The sequence below is a fragment of the Ruegeria sp. CG1 genome (assembly GCF_056537265.1).
In genome coordinates this window covers 279,474-300,848 of the sequence record NZ_JBQFRF010000002.1, presented here as the reverse complement: position 1 = coordinate 300,848, position 21,375 = coordinate 279,474, and the positions used below count along the sequence as shown (strand labels likewise).

At 55.7% G+C, this 21,375-nt stretch carries 15 protein-coding genes; 1 reads left to right on the top strand and 14 read right to left on the bottom strand.

All coding sequences use genetic code 11. The annotated features are described in order from the left end of the window. Positions 1–52: 52 nt before the first annotated feature. From ACR0AU_RS07120 to ACR0AU_RS07100, 5 genes are all read right to left on the bottom strand, one after another. A complete protein-coding gene (locus ACR0AU_RS07120) occupies positions 53–2,647 on the bottom strand; it encodes a hypothetical protein (RefSeq protein WP_480795469.1) in 2,595 nt (864 codons plus the stop codon). Between the two features lie 355 nt (positions 2,648–3,002). Further along, positions 3,003–5,897, bottom strand: coding sequence for a calcium-binding protein (locus ACR0AU_RS07115; protein ID WP_480795468.1), 2,895 nt, complete (start codon positions 5,895–5,897; stop codon positions 3,003–3,005). Between the two features lie 308 nt (positions 5,898–6,205). Further along, positions 6,206–6,868: a hypothetical protein gene (locus ACR0AU_RS07110; RefSeq protein ID WP_170407091.1), complete on the bottom strand. Its 663-nt coding sequence runs from the start codon at positions 6,866–6,868 to the stop codon at positions 6,206–6,208. A 321-nt stretch (positions 6,869–7,189) separates the two neighbouring features. Further along, entirely contained in the window at positions 7,190–8,521 is a 1,332-nt protein-coding gene (locus tag ACR0AU_RS07105) for an HlyD family type I secretion periplasmic adaptor subunit (protein WP_480795467.1), read from the bottom strand. Between the two features lie 39 nt (positions 8,522–8,560). Further along, positions 8,561–10,336 (bottom strand): type I secretion system permease/ATPase, encoded by a 1,776-nt coding sequence (locus tag ACR0AU_RS07100; protein WP_480795466.1) that lies wholly within the window; start codon positions 10,334–10,336, stop codon positions 8,561–8,563. 264 nt (positions 10,337–10,600) lie between these two features. Between ACR0AU_RS07100 and ACR0AU_RS07095 the strand changes: the two genes are divergently transcribed. After that, complete coding sequence (locus tag ACR0AU_RS07095; protein ID WP_170776282.1) at positions 10,601–12,013, top strand: ATP-binding protein; 1,413 nt, start codon at positions 10,601–10,603, stop codon at positions 12,011–12,013. On the opposite strand, the gene ACR0AU_RS07090 is transcribed toward ACR0AU_RS07095, so the two are convergent. The 9 genes from ACR0AU_RS07090 to hisD form a co-directional block, all read right to left on the bottom strand. Continuing rightward, positions 11,992–12,714 carry a response regulator gene (locus tag ACR0AU_RS07090; RefSeq protein WP_170561885.1) on the bottom strand — a complete coding sequence of 241 codons (723 nt, stop codon included), beginning with the start codon at positions 12,712–12,714 and terminating at the stop codon, positions 11,992–11,994. The two genes, ACR0AU_RS07095 and ACR0AU_RS07090, sit on opposite strands and share 22 nt — an antisense overlap. 463 nt (positions 12,715–13,177) lie before the next feature. Next, complete coding sequence (locus ACR0AU_RS07085) at positions 13,178–13,882, bottom strand: alpha/beta fold hydrolase (RefSeq protein ID WP_170732643.1); 705 nt, start codon at positions 13,880–13,882, stop codon at positions 13,178–13,180. Next, positions 13,879–15,003 carry a cobalamin-independent methionine synthase II family protein gene (locus ACR0AU_RS07080; RefSeq protein WP_480795465.1) on the bottom strand — a complete coding sequence of 375 codons (1,125 nt, stop codon included), beginning with the start codon at positions 15,001–15,003 and terminating at the stop codon, positions 13,879–13,881. Before ACR0AU_RS07080 ends, ACR0AU_RS07085 begins: the two co-directional genes overlap by 4 nt. 102 nt (positions 15,004–15,105) lie before the next feature. Further along, on the bottom strand, positions 15,106–16,068 hold the full coding sequence (locus ACR0AU_RS07075; RefSeq protein ID WP_170663400.1) for a cupin domain-containing protein: 963 nt from the start codon (positions 16,066–16,068) through the stop codon (positions 15,106–15,108). A 152-nt stretch (positions 16,069–16,220) separates the two neighbouring features. After that, a complete protein-coding gene (locus ACR0AU_RS07070; RefSeq protein WP_170611474.1) occupies positions 16,221–17,210 on the bottom strand; it encodes a nuclear transport factor 2 family protein in 990 nt (329 codons plus the stop codon). After that, on the bottom strand, positions 17,207–18,226 hold the full coding sequence (locus ACR0AU_RS07065; protein WP_170465610.1) for a LacI family DNA-binding transcriptional regulator: 1,020 nt from the start codon (positions 18,224–18,226) through the stop codon (positions 17,207–17,209). The genes ACR0AU_RS07070 and ACR0AU_RS07065 overlap by 4 nt, the downstream gene beginning before the upstream one ends. After that, the gene (locus ACR0AU_RS07060) at positions 18,226–18,993 is read right to left on the bottom strand and encodes an SDR family NAD(P)-dependent oxidoreductase (RefSeq protein ID WP_480795464.1); all 768 of its coding nucleotides are present in this window, start codon (positions 18,991–18,993) and stop codon (positions 18,226–18,228) included. Before ACR0AU_RS07060 ends, ACR0AU_RS07065 begins: the two co-directional genes overlap by 1 nt. Before the next feature lies 1 nt (position 18,994). Then, a complete protein-coding gene (locus ACR0AU_RS07055) occupies positions 18,995–20,047 on the bottom strand; it encodes an ester cyclase (RefSeq protein ID WP_170509126.1) in 1,053 nt (350 codons plus the stop codon). Continuing rightward, the gene (gene hisD, locus ACR0AU_RS07050; RefSeq protein WP_480795463.1) at positions 20,044–21,375 is read right to left on the bottom strand and encodes a histidinol dehydrogenase; all 1,332 of its coding nucleotides are present in this window, start codon (positions 21,373–21,375) and stop codon (positions 20,044–20,046) included. Before hisD ends, ACR0AU_RS07055 begins: the two co-directional genes overlap by 4 nt.

Below are 21,375 nucleotides of genomic sequence, written 5' to 3'. Positions count from 1 at the left end.
TTTGTTTTCGTTCCCGGCCTAGCGCAGACCGGGAACCACTTATTGGAGTGCCTCAGGCGATGGACATGCCGAGCGCTTCAAGTTGGTCTGTCAGGGCGCTTTCTGCTTCGGCAACACTGTTCCAGTCATCAGCCGTCAGGTTGCCAAGATCCAGATCCTCGGCCTGAACATCCTGAAGTGTAACGGTATGGCCGCCATTTCCGATAACTTCAAAGATAAGATCGCCATCAATTTCGGTGACCGACACATCGCTTTCGCTCAAAGCGTTGAAATCGATGATATCTTTATCGGCATTAAAACCGATAATCTGGGTCTTTACCCCCCAGTTCCAGGTAAGCTCTGCCACATCCGCTTCAGCGCCGAAGGTCACAACTCCTGGGGTTTGGCTGTTTCCGGGTTCGTTGGTTCCACTACCGATATCTGGTTGGGTCGATCCCCCTGTCAGATCTCCGACCCGTGTCTGATAACCGTCTGTCGTCGCCCCGACAGGAGCCTGTGGGGTCAGCAGTATGGTGCGATCAACCAACGTCACATCGTTCTGGTCAAAGCCAAATGGTACCTCGAGATTGTCTTCCATCACCTGATCAAAATGGAATTCGACCAGACCCGGGATCAGGTCAGCCTTGGTCACGCCGGTCAGCGTGATGCTTTGTCCGGTCGGCAAGGATGAGATCACCAGACCATCGCCACTGTCCTCGACGCTAAGCCGCTCGCGGGTTCCGAAATACAGAAAGCTGATCTTCATCGTTGAAGGATCAAAACCGTCAATAACTTCGTGCACGCCATATTCGTGGCTGCGAACATAGACTGTGTCAGCATCGCGAGGTCCTACGCCCTGCTCCCAACTAAGAACGCCGCCCATATCCTGACGGAGGTGTTCGTTGCCGACCACACCAAAGCTGTCGATGGTCACGTCCTGGAAGGTGACACCTTGCACGATTTGCGCCGCGTCCGACCATGGGCTGTCGATAACAATCTCGCCGGCCTTGGATTTGGTGACGATCATGCCGTGAACCGACGTACCGCCAAAGTCCAACTCGTCCACACCGGGGCGGAATCCGGTTATGTCGTCAGCGTTGCTATCGGCCCGGTATTTCACCCCGCCCGTGTCTGTATTGCCGGTGATCGCGGGCGGGTTTGACCCGTCTGCATCATAACTGACATCATAGCCCTCTCCGTCTCTCGGCGAGACGATAACTTGCCCCAAAGCTGTGGACACTTCGTTCAACACCGTCTGATCCGTGATAGAGAAATTGCTGAGCGAAAGATCGGACAGGCCAAAGCCAGTGAATACGATCTGCTTGGTTACATTGCCCGAGGTCAGCTCAATTCTAACGGTCTGCCCCAGAGCGTCCCCACTCTCTTCGAAAATCGAGAAGTTATCAGCCCCAATGTCCGGTCCGATTTCAATGACATCTCCCATCGCGGGCAGGAAGCCTTCGACCGTCTGTGCATCGCTGGCAAGGCCCAGCATGATGTGCATATGTTGGTGGCTATGGCCACCGCCACCACCATCTCCGCCACCATCGCCACCGCTGGTCGGCATTGAACCATCAGTGCCTATCAGCCCAAGCACTTCAGCTGCGGCGGTATTGTCCAGAATAGTGAAGTTTGCCGGGCTCAGCTCAGCAAGTGTCACACCGCTGAGGGTCGTGGCCTGGTTATTGGACGGGATCGAGAACACAACCGCGCCATCAACCTCGGCAACCTCCAACGCGTCTGCACCGACCCATGCGATGAAGATCGTATCGGTCGTAGGGTCGAAATCCGGGATCGTTGCATTCGTGCCCCAAGCCCAGTTAATCACCACATCCGCAGTATCTTCTGTGGTGTCAGCAGGCCCGTTGCCGGTCGGTTCCGTGGGTTCCGGATGTATAACCGGTGGGACAACGGGCGGCGACGTATTCCCGTTATCGGTGCCGCCATTTGTATCCGTGGGCAAGACACCGTCGGTGTATACCTTGATAGCGTCTTCGATACTCGGCGCGTCATAACCGCCGAATTGCGAGACATACCGCAGGATCGAAGTACCGTATTCATCGGTGGATACACTTCCAACCTGAAGCAGAGCCAACGTACCCCATGCCCCCCGCAGGTGCGCGGCGGCCATTATGCCAGTGAGACTGAGCGTGACAGAGACGGCCTGGCCATTTTCCAGATAAGTGCGTGTCGTGCCGAGATAGTCCGACAGGCTCTCTCCCTGATAGCCCAGCCCGGTTTCGATGACTTGAAGATTGTAGCCAAACGCTTCTTGAATCGCGCGCTCCTGCGCTTCGGCGGTTGTGAACTCTGCCAGCGAATTCACCCCGTTCTTACCGGTCCATGTGCCATCCCAGGTGTTCGAAGCCGCGCCATTCCCATAATAGACATCATCGGTGTAATACCCGAGGTCAATTAACAGCGCCTCGCCGAACTGATATCCAACAAAACCAAGCGAGTTCATCGAGCGATAGGACATCGCGTCCCATTCATCACTGCTTAGATCAGACCAGCTGGAATAGCTTGGATAGAAGTCAGCAACGGCCCCTCCGGCCCATTGGTTCAGCTGCCAATCCTGAATGATTCCTGCGTCGTATCGATCTCGATCCCAACCAGATTCAAATGCGCGCAAAGCGTCGCGAAATTCTTCATATGTTCCATTACTCATCTTGAAACAGACTCCCATCTTGTCGTTGTTTCAGCCCAAGTATTTCGGCTTTATTAGCCCGATGAATTCAGGCCCAACTTGCGTAACAAGTCAGAAGTTCAGGATACGTTAAGAGTTCATTAACGAATTAATCTGAGCGGATGCGGGCCTAGGCCAACCCTTTGATGCGCTAAAAAACGCTGTACGTCAGTAGGTTATAGCGGGGTTTGAGCAAAAGATCGGTGCAGTTGCGCGTGTCTTCGCCAAATTTGGAATGTCGCAATAATTAACTTTGCATCATTGCCAGATCGAAATGTTAAGAAAGCCTCAGCCGATCCAGACCGGCTGAGGCGTTTTTTTGGTAATCAGGCGATGATCAGAGACCCCAATCCTGTGATTGCTGAGCCGTCAGCTCGCTGATGTGCTGCATGACATCGAAATGCTCATCAACACCCTGTACGCTGATCACCTTTTGGCCATTTGCCGTGACCCAGTGAGTGCTGGAACGCCATTCGATCTGAAGTTGATCCAGAGACGAGATCCCGAACCCTTCCAGATCGATAACAATCGAGTCGTCAGCCTCAAAATCCCGGATCACCTGACCACCATACTGGCTGCCCGGGCCGGTGATGACAAAAGTATCGCTGCCTTCGCCACCGAACATATTGGCAAACCCGGCTTCTGAAGACTGGTCTGCATCAAGGATGATGACGTCGTCGCCGTCTCCACCATTTGCATTGGTGATCATCGCGCCTTTGCGGATCACGATGGTGTCATTGCCGTCGCCGCCGTTCAGAGTAGCGAACTGATTGAGCGCACCGCCAACAATGTAGTCATCACCAGCACCACCATTCAGGGTCAATCCACCACTGCCGGTGTCGCCGATCATGTAGTCCCAACTATCGGTGCCATCTACGGTAACGAGCTCTTCGCCGACCTCGGCATCAATCCGGTTGCCATACTTCTCGAACCACTCCAGCGTGTTTGCACCAAAGGGCGGTTCGTAGACAACCTGATAGCCTTCTTCATCGTTGCCAACCAAGCTGCGCAGGTCGATGTATGACGGGTCAAATCCGTTCCCGTCATCGTCATAGCGCACGATGATCTCGTCTGTCAGCTTGTTGAACAGCACGATCTGGCCGTTTTCAATGCGGTGATCCAGATCGAACCAGCCGGTCATACCGTAGGCGTCGAGGTCAATCTCGATACGGTCGCCTTCATTGGCATCGAAATCGGTGATCGTGTTCTCGCCGCCGTTCAGAATGAAGGTGTCAGCTCCTCCGTTGCCGGTCAGCACGTCTTTACCATCACCCGAGGTGAAGACGTTATCGCCGTCGTCGCCGATGATCACATCATCATGGTCGCTGCCATAGATGTTCTCGACGCTCCAGAGCAGATCATAGCCTTCCTTGTCGCGAATCTCGTCATTGAGATCGAACGGATTGGCGCTGTTGCCATGCCAGGCCCAGTAATACTCACCGCTGGCATCTTCCGCCTTGTTGTTCATGTCGACATAGATGCCGCTCAGACTGTCACCATACCAGGCCGTGTCATTGCCTTCTCCACCATACAGCTTATTAAAGCCGCCACCGCCAGCCATGATATCGTCACCGCCAAAGCCGTAGAGAACATCATTGCCGTCATTGCGGATTTCGGCCTCGTTTCCGCCGTGGGTATCGCGCTCGGACGTATAGGCTTGCAGAACGTCGTTGTGGTTTGTTCCCAACTGACGATCCTCGTCATGAAAGCCGACCATCGAAACACCGCCGAACGCCCCGAATGTGACGAACTTGCTGGTTCCAAGACCTGCAAGGTCTTCACTGCTCAGGCCAAGGTCGATCTTTTGGCCCAAGCCATAATGCGCACCATCCGGCCCCGTGATCAGAGCAGTTTCTTTCAACCGTTGAATGAAGGCATCTGTGTTCTGCTGCGAGATACTTGTTGCGCCCGGAAAGATGTTCGACGCCTCATCCCAATAGAAGGTTGTAATCACCTTGAACTTGTTGTCGGCCGGATCAAGCGCGACCAGATCGAATGCCGCGCCATCAACGATCGATGCCTGCAGGTCCAGCGTTACTGGCCCCTCCACGTTGACTGGTACAATGATCTTGTCTTCAAGCGGGTTGAAGTCGAGGATCTCGACCAGAGACACCTTCGGCGGGTTGACGGTTTCGACAACCTGCTCCTCGGTCTTGAACATGTTCTTGATCCCGTCGATCAGGCCTCTGGCAAGGTTGATGAACAGCTTCGCGCCCGGCAGCATCTTGGCGAGTGCCAGATTACCTGCCTCTTCCAGCCACTCTTCGCCCAGACCATTCGATTGGTTATGGTTGGGATCATGAGTTGTTGGTTCAGGCACAGAGCCAATAACGAACGTGTCGGCCCCTTTTCCACCGTATAGCGTGTCGGCAGAGGTTTCGTCGATATGCCCGGTAAACAGGACATCATCACCGTCACCGCCGACAAGAAGGTCGTTACCCGTACCACCGTACAGTTTGTCGCCTTCATTCCCGGCAATCAGGATGTCATCGCCTTCGCCGCCAACAAGGATGTTCTTGCCTCCGCCGCCAATGATCTTGTCGTTGCCGGATTCGCCGAACAGCTGATCATCACCTTCACCTCCATCGATGTAGTCGTGGCCACCGCCACCATAGATGACATCATTACCGCCATCACCGAACAACTGGTCGTTCCCACGGTAGGCGATGATGATGTCATCTCCGTCACCGCCCGAGATATTGTCCCGATGATGATAGTTGGAATAGTAATTCTTGATCGAGGTGCCGCCATCATAGTTATCCCAGTTTTCGGGGTTCCAACCGTGGATGACGTTATCTCCATCATTCCCCTCGATACGGGTGTAGATATATGTGCCCTTGCTTGGCCCGCTTGAGATGCGGCTCATCAGGTTTTCAAAACTCACTTCACCATCGGCCATATTGTATTCACCACGGGCTTTGACATCGCGGCCGACATAGGTGCCGCTGGTGTCATGCAGATGGGTCCCATATTTATCCCACCAACCGCTGTGGCCATCGCCAGGTGATTTACCACCGGTCCAGACGGGAATATCAGGTTTGTTGCTGGCCACAGTCTCGTCGTCCGAGGCTGAATCTTCCCAGACGTAGTCCTGCAATTCGCTGCTTTCTTCCGACAGCAGACTAACCGGCGGGATCACGATAGGATCGTCATCCGTTTCACCAAGACCAACCGATATTTTGAGCGTGCTCGCCGAGTTGGGCTGGAATTTTGATTTGCTAACATGTTTCATGTCTTTCCTCCTGTTTCCTGGATGGTCGACACCCGAGGTTCGGGCCCATACGCATCACAGATCATAGGAAAGATGTGGTTTTTCAGGCTGTTGATCTCAACAGGTGAAAGCCAGTTAAGTTGTTACAAAGTATGACAAAAATGGAATCCACGGCCTGAGAAAACCAGCAATCCGGCTAGCGCCTGTTTCAGGCCCCAGCCGGTGAGTTTGGTTTTCCATTTGTTTGCCCGGGCGTCCGTTTCAACAGGAACTAAGACGCCCGGATTTTGGTTGTGCAGCGATAGATGATCGCTGAGTTTTCGCCCCACTTAGGCAACCATATCGACAAAGAAGCTGTCGGTCGGAACGGGGGTTCCGCAGATGTCTTCACCGCCTGCAGTCGGTACGATTTCGCACAGCGGCGGAGGCGCCATTTCCGTCAGGTCATACTCATCCTCCGGTACTTCGGTGCCGCATTTGGGCAGCGGCAGGATCGGGGGTACAGCGATGACGTCATCACCCTGATCCAGAACGATCGGATCAAAGGGCAGCGGGTTCACTGCAACCAGATCTTCACCGTCCTGAGGCACTTCGGTGCCGCAACGGGGATCAGGCATGATCGGGGAAACTGCGGTCACATCGTCACCTTCACCAGCAGGAACCGCACCATAAGGCAGCGGGGCTACTGCGATCAGGTCTTCACCATCCTGCGGAACCTCGGTACCACACCGGGGGTCAGGCATGATCGGGGAAACTGCGGTGACGTCGTCACCTTCACCGGCAGGAACCGCACCAAAAGGCAGCGGGTTCACGGCAACCAGATCTTCGATGGGATCGGCAACCAGCGGATCAATCGGCAACGGATTTACAGCCACCAGGTCTTCACCATCGTTTGGCACCTCGGTTCCGCACTTTGGAAAAGGCTGAATCGGGGGCACGGCGATGACATCGTCGTTGGCTTTCTCGAAGCTCGTAGCGGTTACATGTTTCATTGTATTTCTCCTTGTTACACACTTTGTTTAGCACCCAAAAAATCTTAGAAACTTCCTCCTCGGGTATAACAAAAAGGTGGTTATCCGGCCCCTTCATTACAACGCGAAAAAGGGGCTAAATTGTTACAAAGTATGACAAAAATAGGCTCTTAAGCCGGGCATCATCTCTTTTCACACAGGAGCGCCTCCAAGATGTTAACCAGCACCCGCTCAGGTACCACCAACGCCCCTCCTCGCCTTCAGGATCGAAAAAACCAGCGCCATTTCTGGCGCTGGTTTTAGCTGTTTCTTCCTATTGGGCAGCTCACATCATGGGATCGATCAGACCTCCCGGAACGTGGTCCGGATTTGCTTACTGAGAGGATCAAGAAGGTACTGTAACAGTGTCCGTTCGCCGGTTTCGATGAAGACGTCAGCCGGCATACCCGGCAGCAGGCTCAACTGGCGGTCAGACAAAAGTCCGACAGCCTCCTCGCTTAGAGCAACCCGCGCCTCGTAGTAGGGTAAGCCAGTCATCTGATCTGTTTTCAAATCAGCCGAGACAAACTCAACGTGCCCATCCAACCGAGGGGCAACATGTTGATCGAACGCCCCGATCATCACGCTCGCAGCCTGGCCCAAGGCGACATTGTTGATGTCCTGTGGCATGACACTAGCGGTCACCACCAACCCGTCATCCTCGGGCACGATCTGCATCAGCGTTTCGCCCGGAGACACTACGCCGCCGACTGTATGCACCCCCAATTCATGCACGATGCCATCCGCCGGAGCCCGAAGGTCAACCCGCGCCAACTGCAACGCGGCCGCGCTCCGACGTTCTTTCAAGCCATCCAGTTCGACCTCCAGCGAGGAGATCTCGTTCATCACCTGCTCGCGGAAGGTCTTTTCCAGTTGCAGGATATGGATACGCGTCTCGCTGATACGACCACGGGCGACTGCGATCCGAGAGGTCAGGCCGCCACTATTACCGACAAGACTGCTTCTTTGACGCTGCAAAGTCGTCACCCGGGCACCAGGTACTAAACCCTTTTCAAAGAGCTGCGTCAGACCCTCCAATTCGCTGTCGATCAGTTTGATCTCTTCTTCGGAAGCTTCGCGCTGCGCCTCCAGGCCCACAATTTCCTGCTCTGCCTGTTCAATTTTCTCTTCCAAGGCCGCGACTTCACCATCCTGCGACAGACGACGTGCTTCCATCACCGCGCGCTGCGTTGCGAGTGCGCGGTCAACTTTGTCTTCGTCTTTTCGGGCCGCAAGCTCCTCGGACAGTACGAGATCGTCCAGACCATCGCGCTCGGCCGTCAGACGAACTAACTGCGCTTCAAGCGCCACGAGCCTGTCATCGACCAAGGCTTGGCTGACTGACAACAGCTGATCATCAAGTGTCAGAACAACATCGCCAGCCTCAACCCTATCTCCGTTTTTGACGTGAATGGCGCCGACAATACCTCCGTCGGGATGTTGCACAGCTCTGAGGTCGGACGAGACCACCACACTACCAGCCGTCACGACCGCCCCGGACATCGGGGCTTTCATCGCCCAACCACCGAATCCTATGGCGAGCACTGCAATTGCGACCAGACCAAAGCCGATGGATCGGGCAGAACGATCCCTAAACCCTTCGGTCTTCGTGTTGGAATTCTTGTTGGTATTCATGACTTCCTCCATTCATTCTGTTTACAGCGCCGGCCTGGGTCAGCCCGTGGCGGCAACGATTTCTGTTTGTTGGGGTTGTTCGACGGTCTTCTGTTCAGCGGCAGGCTGTGCAGCTCCGGCGGCGGCCTGATTGCGTTGACGCAACCGCTCCATCACTTCTGTACGAGGACCAAAATCTCCGGCGCGACCGTCTTCCATAATCAGAATCTTGTCGACTGAACCCAGCACGCTCGCCCGGTGCGCAATGACGATCACAATTGCCCCGCGTGCCTTGGCGGCGAGAATGGCATGGTTCAGTGCAGCCTCGCCCACGGCATCCAGATTCGAGTTGGGCTCATCCAGAACCACCAGAAATGGATCACCATAAAGCGCGCGTGCAAGGGCAACACGCTGTCGCTGACCACCGGACAAGGCCGCGCCACGCTCGCCAACCGAGGTGGCATAGCCGTCTTTGAAGCTAGCGATCAGTTCGTGAACACCCGCTGCCTTGGCGGCGGCAATCACCAACTCGTCCGTCGCCTCGGGATCAAAACGCGCGATATTCTGGGCGATCGTTCCGTCAAAGAGCTCAACATCCTGCGGCAGAAAGCCGATCTGGGGGCCAAGCTCCTCAGGTAGGTACTGGTCGATCGGCACACCGTCGAGACTGATGCTGCCTTTGGCCGCCGACCATGCACCAACAAGTGTGCGCGCCAAGGTTGATTTTCCGCTGCCGGTCGTCCCAATCACAGCCAGTGCCTCGCCTGCTTTCATATCGAAACCAACACCTTTGAGAACAGCGGCAGTGGCCATCGGAGGGACAGCGATCAGACCGTCAACGGTCAGCGACTTCTGTGCCTTGGGCATGGAAATACGACGGTCAGCTTCGTCACCAGAAAGAGTTTGCTTCAGCTGAGCCCATGCTTGCCGGGCAGCAACCAGATTGCGCCAACTACCGACCAGAGTCTCGATAGGCTGCAAGCCACGGGACATGATGACCGATGCCGCAACGATTGAGCCAGCCGATATATGTCCATGGATGGCAAGATAAGCGGCGACCGCTAGAACGGCGGACTGAAGTGCCAGGCGGAACACCTTGGTAAAGCTACCAGACACTCCGACAGTAGTGGCCGCCTTAGCACTCGCACCAAGGTGGAGATCATTCACATCTTGCCAGGTCTTGCCAAGATTGGACTGCATCCCCATCGCGCGAACCATTTCGGCATTCCGGCGGCCGGCTTCTGCCAGACGATTGCGCTTGGCTGAATGCTCAGACTGAACGCACGCGGCAGCGCGGACCTTGATATCCGTAACGATGGCAATGGCAACCAATGCCAGCGCGCCAATTACACCGACCATACCCAGCCACATGTGCATGGCAAAAACCAATCCCAGATAGACCGGGATCCACGGCAGATCGAACAAAGCTCCGGCACCCTGACCCGACAGGAAACCGCGAATTTTTTCGACATCTTGAATTGCCGCCGCAGGGTTGCCACCCGGACGGTTGCGCGACGGCTCGGACAAAGTGCAATCAAACGCTGTGCGGGCGAGCCTTTGTTCAAAGCGATGCCCCATGGCAACCAGCACACGGGTCCGCGCGCCGTCAATCAAGGCCATGAACAAGTACAGACCGGCGACAAGTGTGCTGAGCGCGACAAGCGTATTCACGCTTTGGCTAGACATCACGCGATCATAGATCTGAAGCATGAAAATCGGCCCTGTCAGCATCAATAGGTTCACAACACCGCTGAAAACGCCGGTGGCAATCAGATTGCCCCTCAGCGCGCGCCGGGCGCTGGCAAGTTGTGGATGAACGGATGAATGCTTTGACATAGCTGGCTCCCAATAAAAACTCTGTGGGTGATACTTGGAGACCAGCCGCCGATGCCCCAAGGGCTTGTCACACTTTGATTCAATTGACGAATTTGGCCGGTTGTTTACCGAGCTGACGAAGCCGGGTGCCCCGTAATGCGGTACCGGTGGGTGAAACCCCTTTGCATCATCAGCGGCATGGCGGTTGCAATTTCCGCTTGGGAATGCGGCGGTATTTGAATTAGCGTCCCAAGTCAGGGGGATGGGACAGGGAGCCTACGCGCAATGCGCTGGAATGATCTGACACTTCGAACACAAGTTATGAGCATCGTGCTTATCAGCTGGACGATTGTCGGCGTGTTCTCGGTAGTCACCGACGTGGTCCAGATCCGAAACTCTCGCGCTGAAGAGATCCGAAACAGGGGCGATGCCTTTCTTGCGCAGGTGGTTTCAACCCTGGCCCGCGTGCCTCCTGACAGCCGCTCCGAAGCAGCGCTTGGTTTCTTTCCTGCAGAATGGAGTGTCAGGGTCGGCACGCAGGATGCAGCAACCACTTTGGCCAATGGCCGCGACCGCCCGAATCTGGCTAACTGGCTGACGGCGCGGCTGGAACACCGCGGGATCGCCGTCGCGGAACTGTCCGTGGCAGACACGGTCGTTGACGCCAAACACGACCAAAGCGCGCTGTTGCAACTGTTCAAGAGCCACTCGGGCGAACCTATCGATGCAGAAAGCGTTGACGCGTTTCTGGTGAGCGTTTTTTCGGTCCGGCTCAAGGATGATGACGAATGGCTGAACTGCTATTTGCTCATGAAAAACAAGAACATCGTACCTTTGGTCATCGTTGGCTCAATCGACAGTCTGGTCGCGCTTACCCTGCTTTGCGCACTTGCGTTTCTTATTCAGAAAGTGATGCGACCGCTGAGCGCGATGGCCGTCAATGCCGAGTTGATCGGCCGGGGCGAAGAGGTCGGCCCACTCGTCGAGGCGGGTGCCATTGATATCCGCCACACAATTATTGCGTTCAATCGCATGGAAGCCCGGATTGTTCTGGCGCTTGAGTACAAGACAACCTTGCTTCGTAGCCTCGGGCATGACCTGAAGGGACCGATTGCACGGATGCACGATGCGATCCAGAAATTGGAACCAACAGCACCCAAAGAGCAACTGCTCAAGCGGTTGGAAACCATCAGCGATATTGTAAACTCCGTCACCAACCTCAACCGCGAAACGCATCACGATGGAGAGCTTGCACGCCTGGATTTGCGCTCACTGGTTGAGGCGCTTGTAGATGAACAGGTTGAGGCGGGTCGCGATGTGACCTGCACAATCGAACAATCTGCGGTGGTCAAAGGAAGACATAACGCGCTTACCCGGGTTCTTAGAAACTTGTTGGAGAATGCGGTCAAATACGGGGGTCGAACAAATGTCTCTTTGACCGCGTCGAACGATTTGGCCGCAATTCACATAGACGATGAAGGACCAGGTATCCCAGCCGAACAACTTGAAACAGCGTTTGAGCCTTTCCAGAGACTTGGAGCCACCGAACCCGGCACAGGCCTCGGCCTTGCTATTGTCCGGGCGATTGTTGTCGATCAGGGGGGCACTGTTACGCTTGAAAACCGCCCTAGCGGGGGCCTTAGGGCTAATGTGCTTTTGCCGCTTGATTCCGGAGTTCAGCCTGGACGAAAGATGTAACCCTGCCCCCAGACCGTTCGAATATATTCCGGATTTGATGGATCGTTCTCGATCTTCGACCGCAACCGTTTGATCAGAGCATCAACGCTCCTGTCCCCTGCTCCGCCATGCTGCCGCGTTCGAGCGACGGCAAGTAGGTCTTCCCGGGTGCACAACACGTCCGGATTTTCAGCAAAAAACCGCATGACGCGCACTTCACTTGAGGTGAGGGTGATGAGCCGACCATCCTCGCTTTTGAGATGCCGCTCGTTTTCAACAAGCTCCCATTCTCCGAACCGGGTAACCCGGGATTTTCCCTGCGTTCCACCAGCACGCCTGCGCAGCACAGCACGCACGCGCGCGAGGAGTTCCAACTCGTTGAATGGTTTAATGATGTAATCATCCGCGCCCAGTTCCAGCAGGGAAATCCGCTCGGCGTCGTCATCAATCGAACTGATCATGATGATCCCGGCATCTATGCGCGAAGCGATCTCGTGACATAACACCTTACCACTAGTTCCTGGCATCACGAGGTCCAGCAGAAACAAGCTGTAGGTTTCATCAGCCATCATCAACCGCGCAGCGGGTACATCTTGCGCGTGTTCGATTTTGTACCCTTTATCAGTCAGAAATGCACAAACACCCTGAGCAAACTCGATGTCATCGTCACAAATCAGAATGTGCTCATCATAGCCAGCGGATTGATCCGCGACGTCTTGCATAGCTCTTCTCCTCGGGACGATGCCTGTCATTACGATAACAACATTTGCTATTCGAAACTGTCAATGTTGCAGAGGACGATCAAACTGTCCGGTCCGCAGCGACCGCAATCGCCACTCATGGCTAAACCAGACAATCATCCACCGAGGCATTCCGGGCGATTGAAAAGTTTATCACGCCAAACAGCAAATTCCTCCCCCTTCCACCACTTTCCGCAGGTGGCTGAGTGCAACGAAGCAATCTTCGTCAGAGACTTGGTAGCAGGCCTTGAATTTAGTGTATCGCGTGTGCCCCGACTTAAGTGCAGTTTTGATCGCGACAGCAGGCTCTGAACCAGATTTGGGTGCTTCAGAAACTCTAAATCGTTACTGCTGCGTCCATGCTACGATAGGGGCTCCAAGTCCGACAGAGTAATATCGTAGTCAGTTTCCACCAGGGCTATCTACGGCCTTGCGGAAATCCGGCTTAGATTGTTTCGATTGTCTCCAGCCAGCGCTGCAGCGCCGCCGTGGTTTGCCGCGGTTGTTCCAGAGTTGGCAAATGCCCCGCGTGTTCGATGACTTCCAACCGGCTTTGCGGCAACAGGTCATGCATCAATTCGTGGCGTTCGACTGGGCATAACGCGTCATGACGACCGCAAAGGACCAGCGCAGATCCCTTGAAAGCGCGCAATGTGTGACTTTGATCCGGGCGATCTCGTAGGGCCTTGGATTGGTTAACAAAAATCTCCGGCCCCAAGGCCATAGCCATATCCATGCATAGGTCCAGAATTGCCTGTCGATCAGGGCCATCGGTCAGATAGTTGGGCTTCATTTCCTCGGCCATCACATCGCGTAGCCGACCGTTTTTAACCGCCTCAATCTGGGGCTCACGCCTCGCCTTGACCTGATCCACCTCTGCCAGCGGGTTGGTGTCCATCAACGCCATCCCCGCTACACGCCCCGGTGCTTGCCGCAGTATTTCCATCGCAACAATGCCTCCCATGGAAAGACCGGCCAAGGCGAACCGGTCGGGCGCATGACTTAAAACCTCGGCGGCCAGAGCCTGCATCGTATCATGTGCACCAATGGGGGCGACAAATATCGGATATCTGCCAGACAATGCACCAATTTGCGGCGAGAATAGCCGAGCATCGCACATCATGCCCGGCAAAAGGACAAGTGGTGTCATTTGACCAGAGCAGCCCCTTCGGCCAGCGCACCCAGTTTGGCATAGGCGATATCAGGATCGACAGCGCCAAACCCCGCAAAGGTGCCGAAACCGCAATCCGATCCGCCGATCACCCGCTCCGCTCCCACGATGTTCACGAACCGCTCAAGACGTTGCACGACCAGTTCGGGGTGTTCCACAAAGTTTGTGGTGGTATCGACCACACCCGGCACAAGTACCTTGTCATCCGGTATCTCGGACTTGCGGTCGCGGAACACCGTCCATTCATGTGCATGGCGCGGGTTCGAGGTTTCAAACAGCACATAGCGCGACTTGGTTGACATCAAAGTCGAGAACACCTTGTCCATTCCGATATCGCAGCAATGCGGACCTTCGTAATTGCCCCAGCAGATGTGAACCCGAACCTTGTCGGCGGGCACATCCTGCAATGCATGGTTCAGCGCTTCGACATGCATTTCGGCAATACTGACAAATTCCTCGTCAGAAAGATCGGTGAACAGCATATGGCGCGACAGGGCAAGATCGGGACAATCCAATTGAATATCCAGGCCCGCCGCGACGATGGTTTCATATTCGGATTTCATCGCATCGGCCAGCGCGGCCAGATACGCCTCGCGCGTCGGGTAATAGTCGTTCTGCAGAAAAAGAGAGATCACACCCGGGCTGGCAGCATTCATAAATCCGCGCTCAATCCCGTGCTCAACCATGGCTCTTTTGAGGTTGTCGATATCCTTCTGCAACTCGCCCTGCCCTTTCGAGCGCACATCGCCTACGCACATGGGCCGCGCGTATTGCGGAGTTCCGCCATCATTCGCCAAACGTTGAAGAAAGCCCGGAAACATCTTCAGATCAGCCGGAGCGTTGCGCGGGCTGTCGCCTGCAAACCCGGTGTAGCGGTCCTTGACGTAGGTCGCGTAAGAGATTTTCGAAGTCTCGCCATCCGATACAATATCGATCCCCGCTGCAGCCTGTTTGCCTACGGTCTCGGACACCGCGTTCGTCATGCAGGCATCAAAATCTGTCTGATCGAACGGTTCCTCCTGCTCACGCGCGAAGATGAAATCGACGACTTCCTGACTGCGCGGCAGACTTCCCACATGGGTGGTTGAAATTCGGGTCATCTTGTCATCTCCAATTCAATTACTTCCCTGTGCCGAGTCCAAAGTGAAGCACGGGTCACATACTGCGCGCCCCGAAAAAGATCGGAGCGCGCAACTTTGCCTTTATGCACCGGTCCAGGTAGCACCGGCGGGATCGTCCGTTGCCGTGATACGATACAGACCGGCCTCTCCGGTCATTGAGGGCACGATACTGTAGCTTTCACCTGACAGAACCAGCGCTGTATCGCCTGCGGACAAAGTTGTTTCATAGCCATCGACTGTAATCCGCCAATGACCACTCGCAGGCATGAGGACGACGGGCATATGCGCCGCGACGGGTTCGTTCAAACAAGAGCCGCGTCCGAGGAAATCGACCTCAAACCCCGGCTTATCCGTGATCAGGGCATCTTCGCCAATCACTTTGGCTGGCTTGTTAGCGGAAAGCGCCATCAGATCCCAATAGCGTGCCACATATTTGCCGATAACATTTTCGACCGGAACTTCCGGATAGCTCTTAAGCTCTTCTTCGGTCAGCAGCGGCATGGGGCGCACGTTGTGGGGCAGTTCCTGACCCTTCTTGCTGTCATACAGCACGCCATTGTCGCCCAGCATCAGCCCATGCGCCTGCGCGTCTTCGATCACCTGTGGTGCCCAGGTGACACCGCCACCCGCATCATCGCCGCCCAGGATCGACATGATCATCCCATAATCCTGCCCGACATTTTCGAAACCGCGAAAGATGCCAGTTGGAATGTTAAATATGTCACCTTCCTCGGCAATAAACTCGCCCGCAGTGCCATAGCGACCCCAGAAGAACCGCCAACGTCCTTTGGCGACAAAGAACACCTCGGCCGTGGTGTGGCTGTGCAGCGAATTCCGGCATTTCGGAGGTTGCCCCGCCGCGCCAATATTGAAACCGATTTTGTCGGTGATGTGGACATGCTGATCGGGGCTTTCGGATACGCCACCGCCTACGATGGTAAAGTTTTCCTTCTGGTCCGAACCGGGCGTGTGCGCGTCAATAAATGCGGTTTTACAAGGCTGCAGTTCGCCGTAGCGGACAATGCGTTGTTGGATCGTGCTCATAATAGTCTCCGTTCATTGAATTGGTACAAGAGGTCTCGATCCTCATGCACCCGGAGGGCGATTATTCAGCCGCCGCGCCCGCAAGGACGCCCGGTGGCCGTGGTACCGCCGGGTTCCTTCACTGGCATCCAATGCGACGCGCGTTTGAGGCATCAGAGATCCCCGGTTTCCAACAGAAGCTGTTTCCAGACCGCGGTTTCATCGAACAAGGTCCATTCGCGTCGCAGCCTGATGTCGCCTCCAACCAACTCGCCCCATTCGGCATGGCTGATCCCCAACACATACAACTCAGCGCCTGTGGGTTTGCCGAACACGCCCCAACCGTCATGCTTGCCATGCAAGCTCCAGCGCAGGGCCGAGCGGGGTGGCATATTCGGATCATCGCGCCCGATCTGATGATGGATGGTGAAGGTTGCGCTTGGCATGGCGGCACGCAAAGACATCCAGAACCGATCAGCCGAATCCCAGCCATGGCCCGTGACACCGCCGGGATATTCGGTCTGCACGCCTCGGTCATACTCTCGTTCAATCGCGCCCATATCTGCATTCATTATCCGTGTCAGCAGATCCGCGTGGCGGTGTCCCCATTCATTGTCATTGCCGTACCCCTTGTAGGGGCCTTCGATGTCAATCTTGGGTGACAGAGGCTTCACACTGGCCTCGGCCCCACCTTCACGCGCTATCAGATCGGCGGCATATTCCTTGGGATCCCAGCCCATTTGCCGGACAATCGCACCCTGATCTCGGATCAGCCATTCGTCATCGATCATGTTGTCGATGGCGTGGCAGTCGGCCAGAATTCGGTATCGCAAGCGTGTTCCGGTGGCTTTGCCATAGACACCATTGCCCCGATGCGTGGCGGTCGACAGGATACGATGCGAGCTCAGCATGCCTTCTTCCGGGGTGCCCGACCAGATCACATCCTCGCCCAGCAGCTGACGGTCGGGGAACTCGGCCAACGTGGCCATTGTTGCACCAATGACATTCTGGTTACCCAACACAACCGAACCGGGCGAGCGGACGACGATGTCTGGGCTGTAATATTGATGCAGAGTCGCAATGCCACGGTCTTCCCAAATCTCTTTGGTGATGCCGATGATATAATCCGGGAAATCTTTGAATTTGGGATCAAATCCCTTCATGTCTTCCATCCTTCAGGTATGCGGGCGGAGCCGCGAACGATCAAAGGTCCGTCAATCTCGGTGCGGCGCGGCGCAGCAGCGGGATTTTCGATCTTGCTAAGTAGAATATCGACGGTTTCGGCAACCATCCGATTGGCAGGCTGACGAATAGTTGTCAGATTGTAGGCTGGCCAAGAGGCAACGGCGACATCGTCATATCCCAGAACCGAGACGTCGGCCGGAATTTGCAGGCCCAACTCGAACCGCAGCGTGTCCATCACAGAGATCGCCATATGATCATTGGCCACGAACACAGCGTCCGGTGGATCGGACGCGAACATGCGTAGCGTTGCCTCACGCGCCTGTTCTGCGATGAAGTTTCCGGCTCCACGGGCGTGCAGTTTGACACCCGCCTCTTGCAGGGCCGCTACGAATCCCGCTTCGCGATCGCGTTGGGTCGAAGCGCCCTCCCATCCGGCGATATATCCGATCTTCTCATGACCGCCAGCCAGCAAAAACTCGGCTGCCTTTCGGCCACCGGCGACATTGTCGGATGTAACCGATGACATAGTGAGGTCATCCTGTGCCCGATTGAACAACACCATCGGTACGCCAACGGTCCGACAACGCTCATACAAGGTCGACGACAGGGCCACCGATGCCGCGATTATGCCGTCGACTTGAAAGTCGAGCAATTCCTCGACCACGCTATCGACGTTTTCGGCCTGGTTCGACGCCATGAATATCATCACATGGTAGCCGCGCTCCTGCAGCGTATTCGTCAACCTTTCCAGTGCTTCAGGATAAAACTGATTATTCAGATACGCCACAACAAGCCCAATGATCCGGCTTTTGCCGGACACTACGGCACGCGCAAGGACGTTCGGCCGATACCCCAGTTGCTTGGCGGCCTGACGAACCTTTTCAATCGTCTTTTTCGATGCCGACGCCCCCGGGGTAAACACACGGCTTACGGCAGACTGGCTGACCCCGGCAAGGCGGGCGACCTCCATGGATGTAACTTTCTGCGCCGCCATCAGTCTGCTGTCCAACCTCCGTCTATCATCAACGCGGTGCCCGTCACCAAAGCCGATGCATCCGAGGCAAGATAAACCACTGCCCCCATGATGTCTTCGATCTCGCCCGGGCGGCCCAACTTGATCTTGTCCAATATCCATGCGCGCTTGTCCGGGTCATCAAAGGTCGGCTTGGTCAAATCGGTCAGAATAAAGGTTGGGCAGATCGTGTTGACCCGAATTTTTGCAGGACCGAACTCCAGCGCCATCGCCTTGGAAAAGCCTTCGACCGCGAATTTTGACGCGCAATAGACCGCCCTTTCCCGCCCGCCTACATGGCCCATCTGGCTGGAGATGTTCATCAGCGATCCGGGGCGCCCAGCTTCTAACAATCCTTTTGCCACCGCTTGGGTCAGAAAATAGGCCCCCCGGACATTGACATCCATTACCGCATCAAAATCCTCGGGCCGTGTGTCCACGGCCCTGCTGTGTCGGGCCAGACCGGCTGAGTTCAGCAGGATATCAAACGGCCCGTTTTGCGCCACAGCATCAGCAGTGCCTGCAACGTCAGAAACATCCAGTTCAAGTATATTCGCCAACCCTCCCCGAGCGGTCATCTCTGTTGCCAGATTCTGCAACGCATCCTTGCGCCGCGCCGCCAGTGTCACTTCGGCACCATGCTCTGCCAGTGCTACGGCACAGGCCATGCCGATACCGGACGACGCGCCCGCGACCAATGCGCGTTTGCCGTTAAGATTGAAACTTGGGGTGCTGGGAAATTGGGACATATCAGACCTCGCCAACCGGAAATGGAATGCGGCCCGGAACGCGCGCCTTGTTGAACTCTCGCAAACGGGCAAAGACGTCAACACCCAGCTGGCGATAGGTATCCAGCAGATCAACCAGAACCCAGTTCTCGCGAATCTTGCCATTTTCAAGCCGCCAGAAATCGAGGCTGCGCAGCGTGATCTTCTTGCCCGACGGTGCGATCCCCATCCAGCCATCATTGGTGACAGTCTGGATCATGTTGGGCCAACCCGTAACAGCCGCATAGTCACCGTCGCCAAAGAAATGACAGGTGATGTCATCTACATCCTGCCCGCGATCCGGCATTGCGTTGAGGAATGGAATCTGATGCCAATTACGGAACCCCGCAATACCCCGCCCTGTGCCGATCCCCGAGGGGCCGTACCAGTTCATCCGAGGATGCCAGAACCGCTCCAACTCCATCACCTCCGGACCACCTTCTGCGGGATGTTTGGTCAGATGATCCAGCATGTCGACAATGTGCTGGCAGGTCTCTTTGCCCTTGGCCTTGTCATACGGGCCGGGCACCAGCCCGTCCTGCGTCGCTGGTCCCGGAACATGCCATTCCCGCCCCAAACCGGGTGCCATGGGCCAAGCCTGCGCTTGCATCATCACTTCGGGGATATCCCAAAGCGCCTGCACCTCGGCGACTTTGCCATTTTCGATCCGGTAAAACTCGTGAAACCGCATGGTGACCTGATGGCCTGTCGGCGGAATCTCCAGCCATGGCCCCGCGAAAGTGCCGGTATAGTAACCGCCGCATCCAACCCAATCAGCCCCGAATTCATCAGGTCCAGCCATGACGATATAATCGCGGCGCTCAAGATCGGGCCATGCGGTCAGAAGATCGCGATAGCAACAATCGTAATAAGCATTAATCCCTTTGGTGTCGCCAAACGGATAGCTCAGATGGAACACAGCGTCGGGAGAACAAATCTTATCCAACGCCTGCCGGACACCGGCTTCGGTAAAGTCATACATCGCAGCCCTGACCTGTGCGATCAGGGTCTTGTGCTCAGTATGCCTGTCACTCATTCTGCGGCGTCCCTGTAAGGTGCAGGCGCGCCGTAGGGGACATTGATGCCGCCGTAACGCCGTACGCGGACGTTACATTGCTCGGCGTGCCCCACAAAACCTTCGAGCATACATAGGCGCGAGCCATATTCGCCGATCAAGGTTGCTGCCTCATCAGTCAGAACCTTTTGATAGCTATGTGTTTTCAGATATTTACCCACCCATAGACCACCAGTATAGCGGCCAGCTTTTTTGGTAGGTAGCGTGTGATTGGTGCCAATTACCTTATCACCGTTCGAGACATTGGTACGCGGGCCAAGGAACAGTGCGCCATAACAAGTCATGTTCTCAAGGAACCAGTCGTCGCGATCGGTCATGACCTGCACATGTTCAGATGCAATGTCATCAGCAACCTGCAGCATCTCATCATACGTGTCGCAGACGATCACTTCGCCATATTCCTCCCACGATACTTTTGCGGTGCCCGCTGTCGGTAGAATGCCCAGCAGCCGGTCCACTTCGGCCATCGTGTCCTCGGCCAGTTTGCGAGAATTGGTCAGCAATACGCAGGGGCTGTTATACCCATGTTCGGCCTGACCCAGAAGATCGGTCGCGCAAAGCTCTGCGTCTGCGGCGGTCTCATCAGCAATCACCATGGTCTCGGTCGGGCCGGCGAATAGGTCGATACCGACGCGGCCAAATAGCTGACGTTTAGCTTCTGCGACAAAGGCGTTACCCGGACCGACAAGCATGTGGACTGGATCAATCGTCTCGGTTCCCAACGCCATGGCGCCGATAGCCTGAATGCCGCCCATCACGTAAATCTCATGCGCCCCACCCAAATACATGGCGGCGATCACCGCTGCATTGGGTTTGCCCTGAAACGGAGGGGTGCAGGCGATGATGCGCGGCACGCCCGCCACCGAGGCCGTCGCCACCGACATATGCGCCGAGGCCACCATCGGGAATTTGCCGCCGGGCACATAACAGCCCACCGATTGTACGGGGATGTTCTTGTGGCCCAAAATGACGCCCGGCAGAGTCTCAACTTCGATATCCAGCATCGAATCGCGCTGAGCTTGTGCAAAGTTGCGCACTTGCTCCTGCGCGAATTTGATGTCCGCCAGCTCTCGATCTGTTAGCTGATTGATCAGGTCGTCGATCTGGTCTTGAGACAACCGAAACGATGCTGGCGAATAGTTATCGAACTTCTCGCTTAGCTCGCGTACCGCAGCATCGCCACGTGTTTCGATGTTTTTCAGTGTCGCTTCGACGACAGCGCGTGTTTTGGCGTCATCCTCGGCTCGGTCAGCATCGGACTTCCCACGTTTCAGATACTCGATTGTCAT